This is a genomic window from Mediterraneibacter butyricigenes (genome assembly GCF_003574295.1).
Lineage (GTDB): Bacteria > Bacillota > Clostridia > Lachnospirales > Lachnospiraceae > Mediterraneibacter_A > Mediterraneibacter_A butyricigenes.
Map to the genome: position 1 here is coordinate 1956111 of NZ_BHGK01000001.1, position 23865 is coordinate 1979975.

General features: G+C 46.4%; 19 protein-coding genes and 1 other RNA gene. 12 read left to right on the plus strand and 8 right to left on the minus strand.

The genetic code is table 11. The annotated features are described in order from the left end of the window. Positions 1–104 precede the first annotated feature (104 nt). On the minus strand, positions 105–1529 hold the full coding sequence (locus tag KGMB01110_RS09620; protein WP_119298131.1) for a deoxyguanosinetriphosphate triphosphohydrolase: 1425 nt from the start codon (positions 1527–1529) through the stop codon (positions 105–107). Positions 1530–1783: 254 nt separating this feature from the next. Next, positions 1784–2710 carry an RAD23 family protein gene (locus tag KGMB01110_RS09625; RefSeq protein WP_119298132.1) on the minus strand — a complete coding sequence of 309 codons (927 nt, stop codon included), beginning with the start codon at positions 2708–2710 and terminating at the stop codon, positions 1784–1786. Between the two features lie 375 nt (positions 2711–3085). Between KGMB01110_RS09625 and KGMB01110_RS15540 the strand changes: the two genes are divergently transcribed. Beyond that, on the plus strand, positions 3086–4840 hold the full coding sequence (locus KGMB01110_RS15540) for an ammonium transporter (protein WP_119298133.1): 1755 nt from the start codon (positions 3086–3088) through the stop codon (positions 4838–4840). 300 nt (positions 4841–5140) lie between these two features. Here KGMB01110_RS15540 and KGMB01110_RS09635 read toward each other — a convergent pair whose 3' ends face one another. Continuing rightward, positions 5141–6040 carry a DUF6128 domain-containing protein gene (locus tag KGMB01110_RS09635; protein ID WP_119298134.1) on the minus strand — a complete coding sequence of 300 codons (900 nt, stop codon included), beginning with the start codon at positions 6038–6040 and terminating at the stop codon, positions 5141–5143. 148 nt (positions 6041–6188) lie between these two features. Here KGMB01110_RS09635 and tadA point away from each other — a divergent pair, with 148 nt between their 5' ends. Continuing rightward, positions 6189–6692 carry a tRNA adenosine(34) deaminase TadA gene (tadA, locus tag KGMB01110_RS09640; RefSeq protein WP_117604311.1) on the plus strand — a complete coding sequence of 168 codons (504 nt, stop codon included), beginning with the start codon at positions 6189–6191 and terminating at the stop codon, positions 6690–6692. 88 nt (positions 6693–6780) lie between these two features. Here tadA and ffs read toward each other — a convergent pair. Further along, positions 6781–7043: signal recognition particle sRNA large type (gene ffs, locus KGMB01110_RS09645), an RNA gene on the minus strand. A gap of 96 nt (positions 7044–7139) precedes the next feature. On the opposite strand from ffs, the gene KGMB01110_RS09650 reads away from it, so the two are divergent. From KGMB01110_RS09650 to KGMB01110_RS09695, 10 genes are all read left to right on the plus strand, one after another. Then, a complete protein-coding gene (locus tag KGMB01110_RS09650; protein WP_117604286.1) occupies positions 7140–8846 on the plus strand; it encodes a B12-binding domain-containing radical SAM protein in 1707 nt (568 codons plus the stop codon). Between the two features lie 291 nt (positions 8847–9137). Continuing rightward, the gene (locus tag KGMB01110_RS09655; protein ID WP_119298135.1) at positions 9138–10661 is read left to right on the plus strand and encodes a VanW family protein; all 1524 of its coding nucleotides are present in this window, start codon (positions 9138–9140) and stop codon (positions 10659–10661) included. An 82-nt stretch (positions 10662–10743) separates the two neighbouring features. Then, on the plus strand, positions 10744–11793 hold the full coding sequence (locus KGMB01110_RS09660; protein ID WP_136626687.1) for a hypothetical protein: 1050 nt from the start codon (positions 10744–10746) through the stop codon (positions 11791–11793). 22 nt (positions 11794–11815) lie between these two features. Next, on the plus strand, positions 11816–12298 hold the full coding sequence (locus KGMB01110_RS09665; RefSeq protein WP_117604289.1) for an Lrp/AsnC family transcriptional regulator: 483 nt from the start codon (positions 11816–11818) through the stop codon (positions 12296–12298). Further along, a complete protein-coding gene (locus KGMB01110_RS09670; RefSeq protein ID WP_119298137.1) occupies positions 12298–13470 on the plus strand; it encodes an aminotransferase class I/II-fold pyridoxal phosphate-dependent enzyme in 1173 nt (390 codons plus the stop codon). The genes KGMB01110_RS09665 and KGMB01110_RS09670 overlap by 1 nt, the downstream gene beginning before the upstream one ends. A 9-nt stretch (positions 13471–13479) precedes the next feature. After that, positions 13480–13974, plus strand: coding sequence for a tRNA (cytidine(34)-2'-O)-methyltransferase (locus KGMB01110_RS09675; RefSeq protein ID WP_119298138.1), 495 nt, complete (start codon positions 13480–13482; stop codon positions 13972–13974). Between the two features lie 80 nt (positions 13975–14054). Continuing rightward, complete coding sequence (locus KGMB01110_RS09680; protein WP_117604292.1) at positions 14055–14837, plus strand: DeoR/GlpR family DNA-binding transcription regulator; 783 nt, start codon at positions 14055–14057, stop codon at positions 14835–14837. 334 nt (positions 14838–15171) lie between these two features. Then, positions 15172–15924 carry an HAD-IIA family hydrolase gene (locus tag KGMB01110_RS09685; RefSeq protein WP_330508278.1) on the plus strand — a complete coding sequence of 251 codons (753 nt, stop codon included), beginning with the start codon at positions 15172–15174 and terminating at the stop codon, positions 15922–15924. 203 nt (positions 15925–16127) lie between these two features. Beyond that, positions 16128–17630 (plus strand): xylulokinase, encoded by a 1503-nt coding sequence (locus tag KGMB01110_RS09690; RefSeq protein WP_119298139.1) that lies wholly within the window; start codon positions 16128–16130, stop codon positions 17628–17630. A gap of 2 nt (positions 17631–17632) precedes the next feature. Beyond that, positions 17633–19069 carry an iron-containing alcohol dehydrogenase gene (locus KGMB01110_RS09695; protein ID WP_119298140.1) on the plus strand — a complete coding sequence of 479 codons (1437 nt, stop codon included), beginning with the start codon at positions 17633–17635 and terminating at the stop codon, positions 19067–19069. 484 nt (positions 19070–19553) lie between these two features. On the opposite strand, the gene KGMB01110_RS09700 is transcribed toward KGMB01110_RS09695, so the two are convergent. From KGMB01110_RS09700 to KGMB01110_RS09715, 4 genes are read right to left on the minus strand one after another with little or no spacing between them, the layout of a single operon-like run. Then, entirely contained in the window at positions 19554–20390 is an 837-nt protein-coding gene (locus KGMB01110_RS09700; protein ID WP_119298141.1) for an HAD-IIB family hydrolase, read from the minus strand. Positions 20391–20412: 22 nt separating this feature from the next. Next, complete coding sequence (locus KGMB01110_RS09705) at positions 20413–20784, minus strand: DUF1667 domain-containing protein (RefSeq protein ID WP_158555741.1); 372 nt, start codon at positions 20782–20784, stop codon at positions 20413–20415. A gap of 4 nt (positions 20785–20788) precedes the next feature. Next, positions 20789–22036, minus strand: coding sequence for an NAD(P)/FAD-dependent oxidoreductase (locus KGMB01110_RS09710; RefSeq protein WP_198411023.1), 1248 nt, complete (start codon positions 22034–22036; stop codon positions 20789–20791). After that, positions 22036–23523: an NAD(P)/FAD-dependent oxidoreductase gene (locus KGMB01110_RS09715; RefSeq protein ID WP_170141712.1), complete on the minus strand. Its 1488-nt coding sequence runs from the start codon at positions 23521–23523 to the stop codon at positions 22036–22038. The genes KGMB01110_RS09710 and KGMB01110_RS09715 overlap by 1 nt, the downstream gene beginning before the upstream one ends. Positions 23524–23865 lie beyond the last annotated feature (342 nt).

Sequence of the window (23865 nt, forward strand, 5' to 3'; positions counted from 1 at the left end):
GGCGAGGGGGAACAACGGAGGGACCTGAAGGAATACCAGACCCCGGTGAATGCGATCATGGGCTTTACAGCGATCACACAGGAACATGCGGAAGAATCGGATCATCAAATCATCAGATTCAGTTCTTTATATAACCGCAAGGCATAACTGTCTGTCATGCCGCAGATGTAGTCTGTGACAAGCAAAAGCCGCAGATACAGCTTTTCTTCCGGGGAACATTCTCTGGAATGATAGCGATAAGCGGTTTTGTAATTGTCGGAGATCAGGGAAAGGTATCTTTTGTCAATGGTGCCTAATGACTGATCTGTATCGTAATACAGAGCGGCCTGTACAAACTGATCCAGAAGGAAATTCAGGATCACGGATTCCCGCATCTCCATCTGATAAATCTGGCTGGAGGAGAAGACATAGCGAAACGCCACATCCCCCAGAAAATCCATCAGGTGACAACCGGCAGTTTCATAGTACAGATCGTGGGCATAAGTTCCGTTCATGATATCTGTATAGTGCATGGTAAATCCCTGAGTGGCGCATTGGATCAGGAATCCCTGAATCTGAATGATCCAGTTCTTGACTGCATAGGATTCCGGATTGCGGACTTCTTTTTTCTGACCGCGACGATAAAGGCTTTCCAGAGCTCTTGAGCCGGGGAAGGAACTGTCCGGAAACTGCTGTTCCAGATGCTGCAGTTCTTCAAAGAGGGTCCGGTAAGAAAAGAATCCTTTTACAAACCCGTCCTCAATATCGGCTGTCTTATAGGCAAGATCATCGGCAGCTTCCAGAATAAAGGTCAGAGGATGCCGATGATGCCCGCATCCTGTCTCAGAAACAATCGTTTCAAAAATTGGCTGTTCCGCCAGATAATATCCAATCTTATGTTCCAGAAAATTTTCAGAATCCGGTCGAACATCCGTGGATGAAATCGGATATTTGATGATGGTGTTTAAAAGAGCAAAGGTCAGGTTCATGCCGTGCTCATCCACCAGATAATGTAATTTTGTGACCAGACGAAGAGCCTGCGCATTTCCTTCAAAATGAATCAGATCCTGATACATCTGTGGGCTTAACAATTCGCTGACCGGCGTATCGAAAAATTGAAGTTTTGGCAGATTCTGTGCAAACCAGTCCCGGATCGCTTCTTCTCCGAAATGTCCGAAGGGTGGATTCCCGATATCGTGAATCAGACCGGCACATTCCAGGATGTGGCAGATATCTTCTTTCATCTGTGGAGTAAAAGAGGAGTCTTTGTGGCTGGCTAAAATATTTTCCCCGATATTATGCCCCAGAGATTTCCCGAAAGAGGCAACCTCCAGAGAATGGGTCAGTCGTGTGCGGATAAAATCGCTCTGATCCAGAGGAAAGACCTGTGTCTTATCCTGAAGACGGCGAAAAGAAGCACTTCCGATAATGCGATGATAGTCTTTTTCAAATTCGTTGCGCAGATCAAACCCGTCTTTGATTCGGCTATCGGCAGCAGAATGTGAACTTTGACGGATACGTTTTTGGCAGAGAAGTCGGTTCCATTCCATGAGAATTCTCTCCTTTTTTATACTATGTTCTCAAGTTATCGCGGCGTCTACGTTCCACTTCGGTCGGTGCTGAACGAGCGTCACTGGCGCTTAGCACCGCCAAGGTCTTGTGCAAGCACAGACTTTGGCTCGTTGTTTCGCGTAAATGAGTGGCTGGAAAATCTGACTGCTTTTTTGAGAGGATAAAGCAGTCGGATTCCCAGCCGTTAAACATCGTTTGCTACAGTTGTTGTTACATTTTCAGAAGGATTTCATTAATCCAAATAAATCGGCGGATCGTATTCCTTGCCAAGCAGCGCTTTCTTACGCTCCTGATAGCCAAGAAATGCCCATTCCGTCATGTCGGTCCATTTGTGATTGGTTCGATCGTAAACCTGAACATATCCGATCCGGGAAGGATGCATACGAACGCTGTTGGTCTGGTATTCGTGACCGGTATAAGGATTTACATCTCCGAGTTCCAGGTCTTCGTCGAAATCTTCCCGGGAAATGATAGGCTCAAAATCATCATCGTCCGGTTCGATCGGTGCGGAGTGTGGATGGTGGTAAGTCGGTTCATCCGCAGCAGCCTGCTGTTCCATCTGTGCGTTCTGAGAAGAAATTTCTTCCTGCAGAGGATCGTTCTGAGCCAGTGCAGCCTGAATTTCTTCTACCGGAATCTTGCCGGTATGAACTTCTTCTTCCATTTTATTCAATTCATTATGTGCGTTGTAGAGTTCCCCGATGGTGATATCCCGTTCGTCTTTCGTAGCAGCTGAAGTTGTCGCTGGTGCTTCATCCTGTATGGATTTTTCCGGTACATTTGATACTGCGGGAGTGACTTCCGCTGTGGCTTCGGTTTTTACAGGAACTTTTTCATTTGAAGCTTCTGCAGAAACGGGTGCAACAGATTGGGCCGGTGCGGTATAAGTTCGCTGCGATGGCTTGGAAGTACGGATCGGTTTCTCGGAGTGGCGTTCTACACCGCTTAGAATATCCAGGGTAAGAGGGCATTCCAGGATGGACGCGATCATGCGCATATCCTGCTCCTGAAAATTATCACGGCCAAGGCGCTGAGTCAGGTTCTGACGGGACATTTTCTTGCCCGTACGCTCCTCAATGATCTCTGCCAACTCCTTGATCGTCATACCTTTACGACTTAAGACAATCTTCACCTGCTCCCCAAATGTAAGATTTTCCATAGATAGATTCCTCCTTATTCAATTAATATTTATACTCTTTTTGGCTTGAAACGAAATAATTGCTTCATAAACCAAAAGTTTTCCCGGTTCTTATTCTAGCAAATGATTTTCTGTTCGTCAATATCCATCAAAAGAGAAAAAATAAGATTGAAAAATTCTGGAAATTTCACAAAACTCTGAAAAATGCTTGACATTAAGCCGGAATGGGGATAAACTTGCAATCATAAAAAGCAAGGGCGCTTTGAGAGAGATCTCAAGGCGCTTCTTCTTTTTTATCATAGGTATCTGAAGACACAAGGGCGTGTTTCTGTGGAATTGTAAAGATTCCGGGAAACGCGCCCTTATTTGTTCAGAGGAATTGAGGAGGAAATGGTTATGACACAAGAATTGATTACACAGGTAACAGAAGCCGTGTTGCCGGAAGTTTTTGGCATCTGGTTTCTGATCGGCGCAGCATTGGTATTCTTTATGCAGGCTGGATTCGCAATGGTAGAGACAGGATTTACCAGAGCAAAAAATGCAGGAAACATCATTATGAAAAATCTGATGGATTTCTGTATCGGAACAGTTGTATTTATCTTCTTGGGATTTGGATTATTCTTAGGAGAAGATGCACTGGGAGGATTCATCGGAATCCCGAATCTTGGAATCTTTACAGATTATGCAAATTTCGACTGGTCTAATTTCGTATTTAACTTAGTGTTCTGTGCAACGGCAGCAACTATCGTTTCAGGAGCTATGGCAGAACGTACAAAATTCTTATCCTATTGTATTTACTCCGGCGTGATTTCAGCAGTGGTATATCCGATTGAAGCACACTGGGTATGGGGCGGCGGATGGCTGGCTCAGATGGGATTTCATGATTTCGCAGGGTCCGCAGTGATTCATACGGTTGGTGGTTTGACCGCACTGATCGGTGCAGCAATGGTAGGACCGAGAATTGGAAAATTTACCAGAGATAAATCCGGAAAAGTAACAAAGGTTCATGCATTTCCTGGTCATAACCTGGTAATCGGAGCTTTGGGATGTTTTATTCTCTGGTTTGGATGGTATGGATTCAACGGTGCGGCAGCAACTACAGGACCGCAGTTGGCTTCCATCTTTATGACAACAACCATCGCACCGGCAACCGCAACGGTTGTATGTATGATCTTTACATGGATTCGTTATGGAAAACCGGATGTGTCCATGTGTCTGAATGCATCTCTGGCAGGTTTGGTAGCAATTACAGCATCTTGTGACGTGACAGATGGTCTGGGAGCACTGATTATCGGAGCAGTTGCAGGACTTCTGGTAGTTTTTGGAGTTTGGTTCTGTGACAATGTGGTTCATGTAGATGACCCGGTTGGAGCCGTAGCAGTTCACTGCTGCAATGGTATCTGGGGAACAATCGCAGTTGGTCTGTTTGCAACAACAAGCGCACCGGAATGTACGATGAATGGTTTGTTCTATGGTGGTGGCTTTAAACTTTTAGGTACACAGATTCTTGGAATCTTTGCAATCATGGTTTGGACAGCTGTAACAATGACCATCGTATTTTCAGCAATCAAAGCAACCATCGGACTTCGTGTTTCTGAAGAGGAAGAGATTGTCGGTCTGGATTCTATGGAACATGGTCTTGCATCTGCTTACGCAGGATTCAGTATTATGGATATTACAGAAGGCGGTATGGCTGAAAATGAAAATACAGAACTGGGTGAAGAATCTTATGAACGGGCATCTGAAGTACAGAAGGCAGTGGCAGTACCGGTTGCAGGTCCGGTAGATGCAGAGACAGGTATCCACAAAGTTGTAATTATCGCAAAACTGTCCAGATATGAGAAACTGAAAACAGCCCTCAACAATCTGGGTGTAACAGGTATGACGGTAACACAGGTTATGGGTTGTGGAATCCAGAAAGGTGCCGGAGAGAAATATCGTGGAGTTGAGATGGATGTAACGGTACTTCCGAAGGTAAAACTGGAAGTCATCGTTGGAAGTATTCCGGTGGAAAAAGTCATTGAGACAGCGAAGAAGACTCTGTACACCGGTCATGTCGGAGATGGTAAGATCTTTGTATACAACGTACAAAAAGTTGTGAAGGTTCGGACCGGCGAGGAAGATCTGGAAGCGCTGAAAGACGTAGAGTAATCAGAAATAAGGTTCCACGAAAACGGAAAGATTTTTCGCACTGAGGGAACAAAACAGAAGTGCAGAATAGTAAGATAGAGTAGGAATAGAGTAAAACCGCAAAAAAGGCGGGGATATTGCGAAAGAAGGAACGGTTGAACGCTCTTCCGGCAATATCCCCGTTTTTGTGTTATCGGCTTATATTGACAGATGTGAATCCCGGGCAATTACTCGCAATCCCGAAATGCGTAAAAACATTTCGGATGATGAGGCACGCATTAGTTGCCTGACATACAACAAAAAGAGAATTTGCGAGTGAAATCAGAAAACAGGCCGGATCCAGTAGCCAAAATGATCGCATCCGCTGCATTCATCGGAATCTAACTCCAGAGTGTTCAGATATTCTCTGGAAAATTCCGGGAACCCAAATAATCTGGCGGCGCGCTGTTCTTTCTGGGAAAAGATTCCAGGAACACCGAGAAAGCTTTTTCCGTTTCGATCTATATAGATCAGGTGATGATAGGCATAGTAGCCGTGCAGAAGAAAGCTGTTGTTGGCAAGGGCCCAGTATCTTCGGGGCAGGTGTTTCAAATCCTGCCGGGAGATTTTGCGGCAAGGCGAAGCCGGAGATTTAGCCGGAGCAGGCGTGGAAGAAACTTTATCAAAAGGCTGCACGGCACAGGTCTTCCGGGAAAGGTTTTCCGAAGCTTCACAGACGTCGGACAGGGAGGTTTCCGTCTCGGAAGAAGTAATCTCTATCGTTTCCGAAGCGGCAGATAAAGGCTGGGAATTTGCAGCGGAATCGCTGCCGGGAGCTTCTTCGCAGGAGTCTTCCGGTTCCGTAGAAAACAGAACATGCTCTGAAGGAATTACAATCTGGTGCCAGGAGGCAACGAAATAATGGGAAGAATCACCGGAGAGCCAGAGTCCATCGATTTGCGACAGCGTGACAGTAGCAGGCAGATGTTCTGCACTCAAATAGATTTGTAGATGGAGGCTCTGGTGGTCGGAGATGACTGTATCTAACGGATATAAGGTACAGATGCCGGAGGCAGTGGAAAATGCATGAAGGTTCCAGGCAATCCCGGATCCGAGAACGGGAGATTTTATATGAAGTCGGATCAGATAAAGGTCGGAAGAGGCATGAAACTTTAAAAATCCCGCATTTCTCAGGCGTTTATGGTGTTCATATTCATAAAGATAAGAAGTGTTTGACTGCATGAAAAAGATCCTTTTAATGCTTTATTATTATATTATTGGTTGAATCTTTGAAAAAGAACATATATGATACATATATCAGGAAAACAGGAAAAGCAAGCAGGTGGAGAATCAGATGAAAAAACGGAGAGAAGACCGGATAAAAGAACAGATGGAGCGGGAGCTGGAACGACAGAGAGAACAGCGACAGGCGGATGAAATCTATATGAAAGAAGCAATTAAGCAGGCAAAAAAAGCCTATGCGATTCAGGAAGTGCCGATCGGCTGTGTGATCGTGCACGAGGGGAAGATCATTGCCCGTGGATACAATCGGAGAACCACGGATAAAAATCCGCTGGCACATGCAGAGATCTCGGCGATTCGAAAAGCCAGTAAGAAGCTGGAGGATTGGCGACTGGAAGAATGTACCTTGTATGTGACCCTGGAACCCTGTCAGATGTGCGCCGGAGCGATCGTGCAGGCTCGGATCTCCCGGGTTGTGGTGGGGTGTATGAACCCGAAAGCGGGCTGTGCCGGATCTGTTTTTAATCTGTTGCAGGTTCCGGCGTTCAACCATCAGGCAGAACTGGTGACGGGAGTCAGGGGAGAAGAATGCAGTCAGATGATGAAGCAGTTTTTTAAAGAACTGCGCCAGCGGAAGAATCGGGACAGATAATAAACTGAAAACGGGAAAATGAATAAAAGTGCATAAAAAAGAAGTGGTGTCCGGAAATTATCCGAATACCACTTTTCGTCTTTTCAAGCCGTGCATTACGCTTCGAACCTGGATTCCCAGACGTTACTTTGGCAGCCAACTCAAACCAGGCACCCTCACGGCACCCGAAAGGTTCTGCTTAGTGCTGCTTCGTTCCCGACCTGACACGGTTCACAGATTTCCGTCGCGTGAGACCCAGTTATCAACGTCGCTTACCAAAGGCAGCTCCACAAATCAAAGCCCTCTGCGTAATATCACCCCTGCTGTAGCGGATTGCAGGTACAAGGTACCGCTAACACCCCGGCTGCACGGACTTTCATTTTATTCCATTTCAGAGAAAATGTCAAGGGGGACAATCTTGACATCCGAGGCATAAAACCGGATAATATTTTCTGGAGGATAAAGCAAATGAAAATACTTTTAGCGGCAATCAATGCAAAATATATACATTCCAATCTTGCGGTTTACAGCCTGCAGGCTTATGCCAGGGAAAATGCGCCGGAGCTTTCGGAAGAAATCTATATCAAGGAATATACCATCAACCAACTGACGGATCAGATCCTGATGGACTTATATAAGGAACAGCCGGATGCGATCTGTTTTTCCTGCTATATCTGGAATATTACCCAGGTGAAAGAGCTTCTGGTGGAGATCCCGAAGATCCTGCCCAAGACCATGATCTGGCTGGGAGGGCCGGAAGTGACTTACCACCCGGTTGAAATGCTGGAAGCGTATCCGATGGTGCGCGGGATCATGAAAGGAGAGGGGGAGGAGACTTTTGTGCAACTGCTGCATGCGTGGAATGGAGAAGTTGCGTATTATGATCTGGATGGAATCACGTATTGGGAAGAGGCAGCCGGCGAGGTCTGGAATAACCCGGATCAGAAGACCATGGATATGAATAAGCTGCCTTTTGTCTATCAGGACATGGATCTGTTCCGGCATAAGATCGTATATTATGAATCCAGCAGAGGATGTCCGTTTTCCTGCAGCTACTGTCTGTCTTCGGTGGAGAAATGTCTGCGGTTTCGGGACGCAAGAAGAGTGGTCAAAGAATTACAGTTTTTTATCGATCAGAAAGTACCACAGGTAAAATTCGTGGACAGGACATTTAACTGTAACAAAAAGAGAGCGATCAAGATCTGGAAGTATATCAAGGAGCATGATCAGGGTGTGACCAATTTTCATTTTGAGATTGCGGCGGATTTGTTGGATGAAGAGTCACTGGAAGTGCTGGAAGATATGCGCCCGGGACTGGTGCAGCTCGAAATTGGGATTCAGTCCACCAATCCGGAGACTTTGAAAGAAATCCATCGAACGATGAATTTTGAAAAAGTAGCGGAGAGAGTAAAACGGATCAATCAGAAGGGAAATATTCATCAACATCTGGATCTGATCGCGGGACTTCCCTATGAAAATTACTGCAGATTCGGCCAATCCTTTGATGATGTATTCAAATTAAGGCCACAGCAGTTACAGCTTGGATTCTTGAAAGTGCTGAAAGGTTCTTATATGGAAGAGATGGCTGCAACCTATAAAATGCAGTACCAGAACCGGCCGCCGTTTGAAGTTCTGTCTACCAGATGGCTTTCTTATAAAGATGTGATCCGTCTGAAAGAAGTGGAAGACATGGTAGAGGTTTATTATAACAGCGGAATGTTTGATAAGACCATTGCGGAACTGGTACAGCGGATGAAGCATCCGTTCCGCCTGTTTGAACATCTGGCAGATTATTATAAAGAGCATGGCTATCAGGAAGTCAACCATACCAAACTGGCGCGGTATGAGATCCTGTATGATTTTATGAAAGAAGTCACACCGAGCAAACTGGATCGGCTGCAGCGACGGCTGACCTTTGACCTGTACTGGTGTGAAAATATCAAGAATCGTCCGGAATTTTGCGGGGAACCGACTGTGACGAAAGAAGAGGAAAATATTTTCTATAAGCATGAAGAAGAGATGCATTTGTTCCTGAAAGAATTTCGGGGATATGACCGGAGGCAGATGCGGAAAATGACACATCTGGAACGACAGGGACATCAGGTCTATGCTTTCGATTATCTTCATCGAGATCCGATCACAAAAAAAGCAAAGGTTCTTGAAATCCTGATATAAAAAAGGTAAAATAAACTGTCAAAGAAGAAAAGAGGAATCAATCTATGAATATGAATGATAAAAAAGTCAGAAAGATCGTGGCAGTGATCATTTTACTGGTGATTGTGGCAATGATCGGAACGATGATTATTCCGTATCTGATCGTCTAGAGAACCGGAGAAATCGGAGAAAAAACTATGGTTGAGTGGTTGCCGGCCGAAAAGATGAACTATCAATTCTCCTGAAAAGATCCGGAGAAAAGAAAACCGGAAGAAGCGTCGGGCGAACACGAAGAAGAATGAGAGGGCAACGATGGCAGACAGCAGAATGCGAAGAATGTCTAAGAAGCAGAGGGCAAAAATCCGCAGACGGAAGAAACGGCTGAGAGCAGCGGTGGTTTTGTTTGCGTGCGCACTGATTTGTTTCTTATTCTGTCAGATTCTGCTGTTTTTCTATATTCATCGCTATGCAAAAGATACAGCACTGGAAGGAGTCCGTGTCGGGAATCTGGATGTCAGCGGCATGACGGTTTCCCAAGTGGAAAAAGCAGTGGAAAAACAGGTGAAAGCATGTCAGAACGGAACGCTGACCATCAAGGCAGGGAAAAGTTCCGGCGATACCACCTATAAAAAAATGGGACTGAGTGCGGACGGTAAAAACTTGGCAAAAGAGGCCGTGAACTATGGAAAAGAAGGAAATCTTTTCAAACGTTTTAAAGAGATTCGATGCTGCAAAAAGAATGGCTATACGGTGCCACTTCAATACACGGTAAATGAAAAGAAAACGAAAAAGATCCTAAAGACAGTCTGTGCCAATTCCTACGACGGACCGGTCAATGCATCAATGGTGACGAAAAAGGGCAAACCGGTGATTACCGAGGGCAAAGAAGGCGAAGCGGTTGATGTGAAAGCAACGATCAAAGTGATCGAAAAGTACTTAAATGACGGCTGGCAGGGAGAAGACGGAACGATTACGGCAAAAAGCAAGATGACGAAGCCGGAGATTCAGGCGTCCGATCTGAAAGAACTGTCGGATGTGCTGGGAACGTTCCAGACCTATTACGGGGACGACGGATCTTCCAAGGCAATCAATGTTGAGGCGGGAGCCAACCATATCGGCGGTCATCTGGTGAAGCCGGGAGAAGAATTTTCCGCCAATGCAGCAATGGAGCCTTATACCGAGGAAAATGGTTACACCGAGGGCGGATCTTATGAGAACGGCCAGGTGGTTCAGACTATGGGTGGCGGAATCTGTCAGGTCTCTACCACGCTTTACAATGCGCTGCTTCTGGCAGAGGTAGAGATTACAGAGCGTATGCCTCATTCCATGCTGATCGATTACGTAGAACCGTCTATGGATGCTGCGATCGCAGATGATGTAAAAGACCTGAAATTTAAAAATAATTATAAAACACCGATCTATATAGAGAGTGTACTTTCAGACGGATATCTGACCTTTAATATTTACGGCAAAGAGACCCGGGATAAAAACCGGACCATCGAATATGTCAGTGAGACACTGGATACAGAAGAAGCGGAAGGAACCCGGTTTGTAGAGACTGATGAGTATGTGGGTTACTATGAGGTGATCAGCGGAGCCCGTGAAGGACTTTCCGCACAGCTCTGGAAAGTGGTTTATGAAAATGGAGAAGAAGTGAGCAGGGATGTGGTGAATACCAGCCACTATGCCTCTTCCCCAATGACCATCGGTGTGGGGACCAACACCAGCAATTCCGCACTGAAAAGCAGGATTGAATCGGCCATTGCATCTCAGGATAAGGATACCATCCTTTCAGCGATCAGCAGCGGTTCCTATGACGGCGACGAGGACTATTAAACCACATATTTTATGATCTGCCAGAAAGCAAGGCTAAGAATGTAATGCCAGAAAAGCAAATGATAGAACAGATCATGAAGAGATGAATGTAGATAAAAGGAATTTGGAAGAAGCAAGAGGAGACAAGATGCAGCCGGGAAGACTATCACAGGCAATCTGGAAAAAGAATATCGTACATCCTTTAGAGCGTGCAAATGTCTGTATGTCGGAAGGCACGTTGTCGGGGGTGACCAGGCCAACACCATTTATTTCTGATATAACCCAGGTCTGCCTTGTAGGCAGATCTCCGGCTACGGTGACGTATGGAATCTGTCGTGGAATCAATGAGCTAGCTGTTTTGGGAGTTCGGGCAGCAGGGCTGGATCTGCATGTGGAACTCCCGGAAGAGACCGCGGAAGACTGGATCCGCCAGATGACAGAGGCGCTGATCGGGATCTTGAAGGAACAGAATCTATGGATTCGTAATCTGGATGTGCGGGTCAATCCGACAGTGAAGCTGCCGCTGTTTGCGTTGAGTGTCATGGGAGTTGAGAAAGAAGAAAACGGGCGATCAGAAACGAGTGACATTAAAAAACAGATCGAATCCGGTGTAGATTATGACATCCTGATGCTATCCGGTGCCGGAACGGAAGGGATTCTCCGGATTCTGGAAGAACGGGAAGAAGAATTATCCAAACGTTTTGTTCCTGCTTTTTTGAGACAGACCAAAGCGTTAAAGCAGGGACTTTGTGCGACCACACAGATTGAAAAGATCCGCCAAGAGGATCCGAAGGCCATACTATATCAGATCGGTGAGGGTGGTGTCTTTGCGGCGCTCTGGGATCTTTTGGAACCGCTGGAACTTGGAATGGAAATCCGGATGGATCAGATTCTGATCTGTCAGGAAACCGTGGAGATCAGTGAATTTTACCGGGTCAATCCCTATCTGATGACATCCACCGGCAGCTTTCTGATTTTAAGTGCCTGTGGCGATCGGTTATTATTTGCATTAGAGGAGATGGGGGCGCGAGCCAGCAAGCTCGGGATTGCGACGAATGTACCGGCACGCGTGATCCTGGGCCAGTCAGAAAAACGGTATCTGGACAGACCGTTACCGGACGAATTGATGGTCTGGCAGAACCGGAGCAGATAGAATCAAACAGGAGGAATTCAAGATGAGAAATGAAATCTTAAAATATTTGGAAACCAACAGCAGAATTGATCTGGGAGAACTGGCAATTCTGTTGGACAGCGACGAGGTCAGTGTGGCAAATGAAGTGGCAGAGATGGAGAAAGAAAAAATTATTTGCGGCTATCATACCCTGATTGACTGGGATAAAGCAGGGGTAGAGAAAGTGAATGCATTGATTGAGGTGCGTGTGACTCCGCAGAGAAATCAGGGGTTTGACCGGATTGCGGAGCGGATCTATAACTATCCGGAAGTGGCAGCTGTGTATCTGATCTCCGGAAGTTATGACCTTCTGGTCACGCTGGACGGAAAATCTCTGAAAGAAGTTTCGAGATTTGTATCGGCAAAACTTTCCACACTGGATTCTGTGATTAGTACGGCAACTCATTTTATCCTGAAAAAATATAAAGACCACGGCACAATCATGGTTCCGAGGAAGGAATCAGAAAGGATGCTGGTGACACCGTAATGAGAGATCCGTTATCAAAGAAAATTGTAGGCGTGCAGCCATCCGGCATCCGAAAGTTTTTTGACGTGGCAAATGAGATGAAGGATGCGATTTCTCTGGGTGTGGGAGAACCGGATTTTGATACGCCGTGGAGAATCCGTGAAGAAGGTATTTTTTCGTTGGAAAAAGGCAGGACTTTTTACAGCTCCAATGCGGGCTTAAAGGAACTGCGCCAGGAAATCTGTAAATATACAAAACGCAAGATTCAGGTGGAATATGATCCCATGACCGAAGTCGTGGTTACGGTGGGCGGAAGTGAGGCTATTGACATTGCCATGCGCTGTATGCTGGATCCGGGGGATGAAGTTCTGATCCCGCAGCCAAGCTATGTGTCCTACTTGCCCTGTGCCGTGATGGCAGACGGGGTGCCGGTAGTGATTCCGCTGAAATATGAAAATGAGTTTAAACTGACGGTGGAAGATCTGGAAGGTAAGGTCACACCGAAGACAAAAATTTTGGTCATGCCTTTCCCGAATAATCCGACCGGATCCATTATGACCAGAGAAGAACTGGAGCCGATCGCAAAATTTGTGGAAGACCATGATCTGTATGTGCTTTCTGATGAAATTTATTCTGAGCTGACCTATGGAACGGAACATGTGTCCATCGCAAGTCTGCTGGGGATGAAAGAGCGCACCATTATGATCAATGGATTTTCCAAAGGATTTGCGATGACCGGATGGAGACTTGGTTATGCCTGCGGACCACATGTGATCATCGAGCAGATGATCAAGATGCATCAGTTTGCAATTATGTGTGCGCCGACCAACAGTCAGTATGCAGCCATCGAAGGGTTGAGAAACTGTGTGGACGAAGTAGAAGAGATGCGGCAGGCATACAACCAGAGACGGAGATTTTTACTCCATGAATTTGCCAGAATGAAACTGGAATGTTTTGAGCCGAAGGGTGCATTTTACATGTTCCCGAATATCTCGGAATTTGAAATGACTTCCGAAGAATTTGCCACCAGATTTTTGATGGAAGAGAAAGTTGCGGTGGTCCCGGGAACAGCATTTGGCGACTGCGGAGAGGGATTCTTACGAATTTCCTACGCATATTCACTGGAAGATCTGAAAGAGGCTATCGGAAGACTGGGAACTTTCATTGAGCGGCTGAGAGCAGAGAGGAATTAAGGAAACTATATGTTAAACATCGTATTGTTGGAGCCGGAGATCCCGGCAAATACAGGAAATATCGGCAGAACCTGTGTGGCGACCGGAACCAGACTGCATCTGATCGAACCACTTGGGTTTAAGCTAAATGAAAAAGCCCTGAAAAGAGCCGGCATGGATTACTGGGCGGATCTGGATGTGACGACTTATATTGATTATGCGGATTTCTGTAAAAAGAATCCGGATGCGAAGGTCTATATGGCAACCACAAAGGCCCAGAAGATCTATACGGAGGTTTCTTATGAACCGGACTGTTATATCATGTTCGGAAAAGAGAGTGCCGGAATTCCGGAGGAGATCCTGTTGGAAAATCAGGAACGATGCGTGAGAATTCCGATGGTGGGGGACATCCGTTCCCTGAATCTGAGTAATTCAGCGGCCATCGTACTTTATGAAGCACTGAGACAGAATCACTTTGGGGGAATGAATCTGGAAGGTCATCTTCATGAACTGCACTGGAAATAGAATTAGGACAGCATTTTGGAAAAGACAGCAAGCAGACAGAAACGAACAAAGCAAACAAAAAGCTGACAAGGGGGTATTGGATGATAATTGACAGATTTTACGGGGACGATGAAAGCTACATTTTGTATCTGTTGGAGGTTCATAAAAGAGTAACGAACAAGGAGTTGTGTGAAACTTTGCACTTATCTACCTCTACGGTACGGAAAAAACTGGCCAAAATGGAAGAAAGTGGTCTTTTGATCCGGACGCATGGCGGAGCAGCGAGTATTGACGCGGATCGGGATGCGACTATGCGCCGAAAATCCAAGATCAATATACTGAATAAAAAGGCCATTGCGACAGAGGCGAGCAAACTGATCTCCGCAGGGGATGTGCTTGCACTGGGAGGCGGTTCGACCATTGCAGAGATGGCACCATATCTGTTGAAATTAAAAGAAGCAGTGATTCTGACAGACTCCACGGTCATGTCAACGCTGACTATTCCGAACCGAAACCTGGAGGTACATATCAATAGCGGAATCGTGCGCGGAAGAACCGGATGTGTGGTTGGCCCAACTTCGGAGATTTTATTTCAGACGTATCGTGCGGATAAAGCGTTTGTCGGTTGCGATGCATTTGATATTGAACAAGGAGCAGCAAGCGATAATATTCTGGTAGGACAGGTGGAATCCGCAATGCTTCGTTGTGCCAGAGAAAAATATATCCTCTGTGACAGTACCAAACTGAATCAGACCACCCTTTGCACCTTTATTTCCACCAAAGATATTACGGCACTGATCACGGATGACGAGGCAAATCCGGAATACGTGGAGAAAGTGCGTGCGGCGGGACTGGATGTAATCGTTGCATCCATCGATCGCTGAAAATGCAGAAATGCGCAAAACGCTGATTTACAACCATGAAAAACGGTGAAACGCTCAAAAGGGACTGGAAAAATCCCGAAACATCCTATTTGAACCAATATTTATAAAAAAGTCTGAAAACCCTTGAAAACAGAGGGCTTCCGGACTTTTTTGTTTTCTTGACATTTTAAAAAAATCCGATCATAATAAAAACCATCTTAATCCGATATTCCCAAACAGACCTTTTGGACTATAAAAAATATCTAAAAGGGGTGATATTATCGGAACTCTACATGAAACATATCAGGTAAATCAGGACCCGAAGGGGCTGATTCCAAAGATCCAGAATTTTGCACTGGATATGGACGGTACCGTGTATCTGGATGAGACTTGGATTGACGGAGCAAAAGAATTTCTCGCAAGGATTGAGCAGACCGGGCGAAAGTATTGCTTTATGACCAATAACTCATCGAAGAACGCAGAGGTGTATGTGGACAAGCTTCATCGAATGGGACTGGACATCGATCCGACGAAGCAGTTGATCACATCAGGACACGCCACCATCGATTATCTGAAGCGCAATTATCCGGGCAAGAAGATCTATCTGTTCGGAAATAAGGTGCTGATGGATGAGTTTGAGGCCGGCGGAATTACTTTGGAAGAAGAACACCCGGATGTCGTGGTTTCTGCATTCGACACATCTTTTGACTATGCAAAGCTGTGTAAGTTTTGCGATTTTGTACGGGAGGGACTTCCGTATATCGGTACACACCCAGATTATAATTGCCCGACCAAGACGGGCTTTGTTCCGGACATTGGATCCTTGCATGCCTATGTAAATGCATCCACAGGACGTATGCCGGACAAGATTGTAGGAAAACCGAATAAAGAAATTATTGATTACACGTTAAATGTTCTCGGAGCAAAACCGGAGAATACGGCCGTTGTGGGAGATCGTCTGTATACAGACGTAAAATCCGGCGTATTCAACGGATTATATGGAATCTTTGTATTGAGCGGTGAGGCGCAGCTTGTGGATCTTCCGGATTCAGACGTACAGCCGCACCTGATCTTTGATTCTGTGAAGGAAATCATTCCGCTTTTGTGAGCAGATAACCGAACAGATTATTAGGTACTCAAAGCCCTGTGACACGGAGTGACATCTCGAACCGATAAATTGCAGCCAGATGAATCGGTGACGGTATAAGTGCAAAAAGACGGGAAGTCACAGGGAAACAAGACATATGGCAACAGGCAACACATCACGTAACAGAATAACCCCATGGAGACGAAAACAGGAGGTTTGAGCATATGTATGTAATTGGTGTAGATTTAGGAACGCAGAGTTTAAAAGGTTTACTGGTAGATCCTTCCGGAAAGATTGTTGCAGAAGCAAGTTGCGCACATGATCCGATTTATCCGAATCCGGCATGGGCAGAGCAGGTCGTTGCAGACTGGATCCATTCTTTCAAGAAGGTGGTACATGAGTTATTGGATGTAAGCGGTGTTAATCCGGAAGAGATCGGAACCATCGGAATGGATGCAATCAACGACAGTATCGTTGTGATCGATCAGGATGGAAATCCGATGATGAATTCTATTATCTGGTTGGACCGTCGTGCAGAAAATGAAATCAAAGAAGTAGAGCAGAGAGTTTCCGCAGACCGTGTCTTTGAAGTGACAGGTCTGAATCTGGATTCTTCCCATACCGCAGCAAAGATGCTCTGGGTAAAGAAGAACCGTCCGGAAATCTTTGATAAATGTAAAAATATCCTGAATGTAGACAGTTTTATGGTACATTGGATGACCGGAGAGAGCGTGGTGGATTATGCACAGGCGTCCGCATCCATGATCTATAACGTAGCAGAGAAACGTTGGGACGATGAGATGGCAAAAGCCTTTGATATCGATCCGAATCTGCTTGGAAGAATCGGCAATCCGGAAGAAATCTGCGGACATCTGACGGAAAGAGCAGCAGAGGAATTGGGACTGACTACCAAGACAAAGGTCATCATCGGTACCGGCGATGAACATTCTGCATGTGTGGGATCCGGATTGGTAAAACCGGGTATGGTCTGCGATATTACAGGAACCGCAGAGCCGGTAGCAGCCGTTGCTGATAAGCCGGTATTTGATACCATCGGACGTCTGGTTGAGACTCATCACCATGCAGATGCAAGATGGTGGCTGATCGAGAATCCAGGATTTGTATCCGGCGGATCTACCAGATGGTTCAGAGATAGTATTGTAAGATATGAAGATTACGATATCATGAATGTTATGGCAAAGACATCTCCGGTAGGATCAAATGGCGTGATTTTCCTGCCATGTATGCAGGGTGCGATGACTCCGACCTGGAACGGAAATGCAAGAGGAACCTTCACAGGATTGACTTTAAATACAAGATTTGAAGACTTGACAAGAGCCGTATTTGAAGGAATTTCCTTCGGACTTCGTGACAACGTAGATCGTTTCGAAGAAATCGGAATGGACTGCTCCAACGTACGAATCGTAGGCGGAAGCACCAAGTCTCCGCTGTGGTGCCAGATGAAAGCAGACTTGCTCGGCAAACCGATGACAGCGACCAAGAGCGCAGAAGGTGCAGCGATTGGTGCAGCAATGCTGGCAGGTGTGGCAGAAGGCAACTTCAAGAATCTGGATGAAGCAGCAGAAGCAATGGTAGAACTGGGTGCAACCTATGAACCGGATCTGTCCAAGAAAGCGGCGTATGATGAAGCTTACGAGCGGTATAAAGAATGCTACAAGGCTATGGAGCCGTTCTTTGATAAATGCTATAGTCAGGAGGCGGAATAATCATGAAAGATCAGAGACTGATTTATGCAGATCCCTGTGATCTGGATACCTTACGGCAGGCATTGAAAGATGCAGATCCGGATAATAAACTCTGCCCGATTCTGATGGATCGGATCTATATCCAGAAAGAAGCCATTGAATTATTGCCGGAAATCATCAAAGAACATTCCAAAGGAAATAAAGTCCTGATGGTATCCGATATGACTCCGTATTTCCGTGGAAAAGACAGCCTGAAAGAGCAAATTTATTTCCTGCTGAATCAGGAATATCAGGTATCCTGGCTGGTGCTGGACAACCATGACCATGTCTTGCATGCAGTGGATGAGGAAAGTGTAAAAATTCAGGAAGCCATCAAAGCGTTTGGTGCAGACTGTGTGGTAGGAATCGGTGGCGGAACCGTGACCGATCTGTGCAAGGATGCAACCCATGCCGTAGATGACAATATGCCGTTGATCATCGTGCAGACCGCATTGTCAGTGAATGCATTTTCCGATGGAATCTCCATCATGCTGAAAAATGGTGTAAAGAGCTCCCTTCCGACCCGTTATCCGTCCGTTCTGGTCATTGACCTGGATGTGATCGATCAGGCACCGATGGAGCGAAATCTGGCAGGATACGGAGATGTGTTGGCAACCTGGACCGCTCCGGTAGACTGGTATCTGGCTTACAGAGTGGGGATGAATAACACTTACAATGATCCGTCCTGTGATATTTTAAGAACACAGAATACAGATCTTCTGGAACATTCCTCCAGACTGGCAGCCAAAGATCCGGATGCATTTAAACTTCTGGCAAGGGTGCTGACTTTAAGTGGTCTGGCAATGGGAATTGCAGGCGAGTCCTGTCCGTCTTCCGGAACAGAGCATATCATTACGCATTTGTTAGATATGGCCGCAGACAAACAGAATCGTGATGTGGCATTCCATGGAGCACAGGTATCCATCGGAACGATCTTTACCGCCATTGCGTGGGAGATCTTGTTAGATGAGCTGGATCCAAAGAGTGTAGATATCGACAAATGCTTCCCGTCAGAGGAAGAGATGAAGCCGTTGGTTTATCAGGCGTTTGAGTGGATCAAGAAAGATACTGCAGATGAGTGCTGGAAAGGCTATCAGAAGAAACTGGCAAGCTGGAAATCCAATCGGGATAAATTTGAAGCCCTGCTGGAGAACTGGGATGAATTTAAAGAAGAAATCCGCAAAGTCGTAGTATCCCCGGAACACCTGTGTGAAGAAATGCACGCGGCCGGAGCACCGACCCGGTATTGCCAGATGACACCGCCGATTGACGAAAAGACTGCAAGATGGGCACTTCGTGACTGCCATCTGTATCGGAATCGTTTCACCTTATCCGACCTGTTATTCTATCTGGGATGGTGGAATGAAGACTTCGTAGAACGTCTGATCAAACGTGCGGAGGAACTGGACGCAGGACTGTAAAAGATTCTATTGCGCAATCCTTTGACGAATTAGGTTTTGGTTTCTATGTAGTATGAAGTCTTGCGATATAAAAGAAGAGTTCAGCGAAAGAGTGTAAACAAGAGACGATAAGATAAATCAGGAGCCCGACTTTTTGCAGTCGGGCTCTTGTCTTGTAATGGGATTTGATCACCCAACCCGGGGTATAGGCTACTGCAGGGATCACTCGCGCTTAGTCCTCGCCTGGTGGCACTAACCTTCAAGTAACACTTACGTTCGTTTTCAGGAAGTACCAAGGATTACGGAGGCTTATAAGAATTATTTAACCCAACGAAAGCTGTCTGGCACCATTGAATCACTATGGTAACCTTTGGCGGAAAGGCGGTAGGGAAGTGGCTCGCTGTTGCAACTAAAAAAGCCCTGCACCTTGCAGCGCAGGACTTTCATATCTCTATTGGTTTTTGGTGTGTGTTATGATTTACGTTTCTTTGCTACTTGCTACATGTTATTTCCCGTTTCCCAGGATTTCCTCATGAAGGAAAAGAGCCACTCCATCTTCGTCGCAACCCGGAATGATCTTTGTCGCCTGTTCTTTGACCACATCCAGAGAATTCTCTACGGCGTAGCAGCGATCTGCAACCTCAAACATGGAAAGGTCATTCAGATTGTCGCCGAATACCACAACCTCGTCGCATCCAAGCATTTCTTTTAATTCCAGCAGCGCGTGCTTTTTGGTGGCACGGTCAGAGAAGATTTCGATACAGTACAGACCATTGTAGATATTCAGGTAGTAGGCACAGCTGATTCCTGGAATATCGGCAATCGCGTCATGAATCGGTTTTAATTTCTCTTCCGTATCTGTGCAGGCCAGATAGAAGACAGAGTCTTTTTTTACGACAGAGGAAAGGTCTGACAGATATTCCACGGATTTGCAGCATTCCAAAGCACGATCGCTGTAATACTGGGTCTGGGATGCCATATCTTCTCTGTTATAGAAGATCCGGATCTCGTTCTCTTCCAGGATATATAGGAAAACACCAGTATCAAGCTTCTGAAACGCATCGAGGACCGCATGGACGGAGGAAGTGTCCATGGTCTTAGTGCTCAGATAGGATTTGGTATTGAAGTCGTAGATAAAGACTCCGTTGGTCAGAATGGATGGTGTGTGAAGCGGCAGCTCTTTCAGCCGGTAGTCGCATCCGTAAGGCATACGCGCAGTTGCAACTGCAAACTGCGCGCCGGCCTCGATACATTCGGTGAGAAGAGATACCGTCCTTTCTGATAAGTTCTTTTTCGTTGTGAACAGGGTACCGTCCAGATCGGACAGATAAAGTGTACTCATAATACTCTCCTTAAAATAAAGTTTATTCCAGGATTTCCTGGGTGGAAATGATATCAACTCCACTGCCGCATACATCGGCGATCATCACATCTCCTGCATGGATCGGAAGTCTGGATGGAGACACTGGATTTGCGAAGATCTGGTGCACACAGTCAAACAGGATCCGTTTTGGAACCGGAGCAGATGTTTTGACGCTGAAAGGTTTTTCTCTGCCTTCAATCCGCATCAGAGAGGTGAGAACACGAAGAGGATCTACGGCCTCCTGACGGGCAAATTGTTCTCCGCGTGGACAGATATTGCCGGTTACAGACTGTACGGCAGAATCTTCCATCTGAACTTCCAGGCGGCAGCCCATTGGGCAGTTAATACATACCAATTGTTTTGTCTCTCCCATGATACTATACCTCCAATCGAACAGCAACACCCTCTTTTGCATCTTTCAAAAGACTGCGGTCCAGTTTGAAAGAGCACATTTCACCAGGGGTTACAACCATTTTTTTCATGCGTTTTACGCAAGTGCCGTCTACATCGACGCAGATCTGGCAGTTTTTATAAATACCGCGCGGACGGAACATGAATTCTACGGCATCCTCGCCTTCCCGGCGAATCTTCTGCGGAACCGCTCCGTTGACACCGAATCCGTCGGTGACAGAGATGGTATCGCTTTCGGTGATCTCGCCTTTTAAGTAGCGGGCAGCGTTGGCACCGGCTTTGGTTCCTTCGATACTTACGAAGTCTACCAGATCATGTACATGGAGTACATTACCACAGGAGAAGACTCCATCTAAGGAGGTCATCAATTCGTCGTCAACGACCGCACCCTTTGTGATCGTGGATAACTGAATGTCCGCGCTCTTGGTCAGCTCATTTTCCGGAATCAGACCGGCAGAGATCAGAAGAGTATCACAGGCAATATCGAATTCGGTTCCCGGGATCGGCTGGCGGTTCTCGTCAACTTTGGCAACCGTGACTTTTTCTACACGGCCACGCCCCTGAATGTCAACGATGGTGCTGTTGTAACTCAGCGGAATGTTGAAGTCTTCCAGACACTGGGAAATGTTGCGGGCAAGACCGCCGGAATACGGCATGATCTCTACCACACGTTCTACGGTCGCACCTTCCATGACAAACTGTCTTGCCATGATCAGACCGATATCACCGGATCCTAAGATAACCACACGTTTGCCCGGAAGATATCCGTCCAGATTCAGGTAATGCTGGGCCGTTCCGGCTGTAATGACACCGGCAATACGTTTTCCGGGGATCATCAAGGCACCACGGGAGCGCTCTCTGCAACCCATGGCCAGGATGATCGCTTTGGCTTCCACTTCAAACAGTCCTTTTTCCGGGTGGATTGCGCTGATGACTTTCTGAGGAGAAATATCCAGTGCAAAGGTGTTGGTCAGACATTCGATCTCCAGGTCTGTAGCTTCTTTTGCAATCCGCTGTGCGAATTCTACTCCGGTCAAATCTTCTTTATATTTATGGACACCAAATCCGTTGTGGATGCACTGACGGAGGATTCCACCAAGATAAGGACTTCTCTCCAGTACCAGAATATCTTCGATGCCCTGCTTTTTCGCCTCAACTGCGGCGGAAAGTCCGGCAGCACCGCCGCCTATGATTACAAGATCTTTCTTTATCATCAGTCATTCCCTCCATTCTCTACACAAGCTTTTCCTACCAGAATATTGGAGTGTCCACCGGACTGTGTAATCTCAAGTGGAGTTTTTCCAAGTTCTTCGCAGAGGATTTCCAGAACACGCGGACTGCAGAATCCACCCTGACAACGGCCCATTCCGGCACGGAGACGCATCTTGATGGCACCGATGCTTCTTGCGCCCACCGGTCTGCGGATGGCGTCGCGGATTTCAGCTTCTGTTACCTGCTCACAGCGGCAGACGATCTTTGCGTAATCCGGATCTTCAGCAATGGCAGCTCTTCGTTCGTCCGGTGTCATGGTGCGGAAGGCTTTTTTGATCACACGGCCCGGTTTGTAGTCGGTGTTGACTTCCGGGTGTTCGCGGTCTACCAGGATCTTGACCATATCAATGGCGATCGCCGGGGCAGCAGTGACACCAGGAGATTCGATACCTGCCAGGTTGATGAAGTTCGGAGCATCTTCCGGCTCGCCCAGAATGAAATCATCGCGGTCCGGATGAGCGCGGCTTCCACCGTAAGCGGTGATGACAGCATCTCTTGGGAATTTCGGCACGTGTTTGCTGATCGGGAGGAAGTGCCATTTCTCTTCAAAGTAGTTGACGATCTTGTCGATTCCCTCTTTGGTGTTGTCGGAAAAATCCGGATCTTCCACGTCGTCTGCGTTACATCCTAAGATAATGGTGCCGTCTACGGAAGGCATCAGTCCCATTCCCTTGGTGTGTCCACCGGTAGGAAGTAATTCCGGAGTCTGACAGATCGTTGTCTTGGTATATTTGATCAAGTCGCGATCCAGGATCAAATGTTGTCCTTCACGCGGAATGATCTTGAAGGTATCTTTAGATACCATATTGTTGAATTTGTCAGCCCAGGTTCCGGCTGCATTAAATACGTAGCGAGTCTCTTCGTCGCCGTCCGGAGTGGAGACAATCCAACAGTCGTCGCCGCGCTTTACTTCGGTAGCAGCACAGCCTGTTTTGAATTCCACACCGTTTCTTGCGGCATTTTCAGCCATCGCGAATACCAGGTTGTAAGGACATACCATTCCGGAATCCGGAATCCACAGTCCGCCGATGACGCCCTCGCCCATATCCGGCTCAATCTCCAGAATTCGCTTGCGGTCACAGATCTCGGTTCTTACGCCGTTCTGATTTCCTACATTATGAAGTCGCTCTACTTCTTTTAACTGCTCTTCGTCGGTTGCAAAGACGATCATTCCGTTTCTCATATAAGGAACGTCCAGCTCTTTACACAGATCTTCGTACATCCGACTTCCTCTTACATTATAGATCGCTTTGTTGGAACCTGGATCCGGGTCATATCCGGCGTGAACAGTTGCGGAGTTCCCGCGTGTCGTACCTGCACAGAGGTCATGACCTTTTTCTAATACCAGTACTTTCAATTTATACCGGGCAAGTTCTCTGGCTACGGAACATCCGCTGATACCTGCGCCGATTACAATTGCATCCCACATAATACGTGCCTCCTTATTGACATGATATTTTGTGTCTGTTCGGTTGAGTTCATCATATCGGAGGAAACGATGGGAGTCAATAAAGGTGGGCATCCCTTTCCGGGCGCTTTCGGGAAGAAACGATAAAAAAGCTGGCAAAATGAGCGAATCGCCGAAAATAATAGACAGAATAATTGAAACGAGCGAAAGGAATGGAGGAGAAGATCTGAAAAAGAAAAATATACAAAAATAAGGTGCAAAACGAACGAAATTTATCCGTATAAGTAAAAATAAATTATGTAAAATAACCAATAAAACGCCAAAAAATAAAAGAAACTAAGCGATAAGTAATTGTATAAACAG

Bases quoted from the DNA above. Each gene is read 5' to 3' on its own strand.
- KGMB01110_RS09620 (WP_119298131.1), bottom strand. From the start codon at position 1,529: ATGGAATGGAACCGACTTCTCTGCCAAAAACGTATCCGTCAAAGTTCA.
- KGMB01110_RS09625 (WP_119298132.1), bottom strand. From the start codon at position 2,710: ATGGAAAATCTTACATTTGGGGAGCAGGTGAAGATTGTCTTAAGTCGT.
- KGMB01110_RS15540 (WP_119298133.1), top strand. From the start codon at position 3,086: ATGACACAAGAATTGATTACACAGGTAACAGAAGCCGTGTTGCCGGAA.
- KGMB01110_RS09635 (WP_119298134.1), bottom strand. From the start codon at position 6,040: ATGCAGTCAAACACTTCTTATCTTTATGAATATGAACACCATAAACGC.
- tadA (WP_117604311.1), top strand. From the start codon at position 6,189: ATGGAGCGGGAGCTGGAACGACAGAGAGAACAGCGACAGGCGGATGAA.
- KGMB01110_RS09650 (WP_117604286.1), top strand. From the start codon at position 7,140: ATGAAAATACTTTTAGCGGCAATCAATGCAAAATATATACATTCCAAT.
- KGMB01110_RS09655 (WP_119298135.1), top strand. From the start codon at position 9,138: ATGGCAGACAGCAGAATGCGAAGAATGTCTAAGAAGCAGAGGGCAAAA.
- KGMB01110_RS09660 (WP_136626687.1), top strand. From the start codon at position 10,744: ATGAATGTAGATAAAAGGAATTTGGAAGAAGCAAGAGGAGACAAGATG.
- KGMB01110_RS09665 (WP_117604289.1), top strand. From the start codon at position 11,816: ATGAGAAATGAAATCTTAAAATATTTGGAAACCAACAGCAGAATTGAT.
- KGMB01110_RS09670 (WP_119298137.1), top strand. From the start codon at position 12,298: ATGAGAGATCCGTTATCAAAGAAAATTGTAGGCGTGCAGCCATCCGGC.
- KGMB01110_RS09675 (WP_119298138.1), top strand. From the start codon at position 13,480: ATGTTAAACATCGTATTGTTGGAGCCGGAGATCCCGGCAAATACAGGA.
- KGMB01110_RS09680 (WP_117604292.1), top strand. From the start codon at position 14,055: ATGATAATTGACAGATTTTACGGGGACGATGAAAGCTACATTTTGTAT.
- KGMB01110_RS09690 (WP_119298139.1), top strand. From the start codon at position 16,128: ATGTATGTAATTGGTGTAGATTTAGGAACGCAGAGTTTAAAAGGTTTA.
- KGMB01110_RS09695 (WP_119298140.1), top strand. From the start codon at position 17,633: ATGAAAGATCAGAGACTGATTTATGCAGATCCCTGTGATCTGGATACC.
- KGMB01110_RS09700 (WP_119298141.1), bottom strand. From the start codon at position 20,390: ATGAGTACACTTTATCTGTCCGATCTGGACGGTACCCTGTTCACAACG.
- KGMB01110_RS09705 (WP_158555741.1), bottom strand. From the start codon at position 20,784: ATGGGAGAGACAAAACAATTGGTATGTATTAACTGCCCAATGGGCTGC.
- KGMB01110_RS09710 (WP_198411023.1), bottom strand. From the start codon at position 22,036: ATGATAAAGAAAGATCTTGTAATCATAGGCGGCGGTGCTGCCGGACTT.
- KGMB01110_RS09715 (WP_170141712.1), bottom strand. From the start codon at position 23,523: ATGTGGGATGCAATTGTAATCGGCGCAGGTATCAGCGGATGTTCCGTA.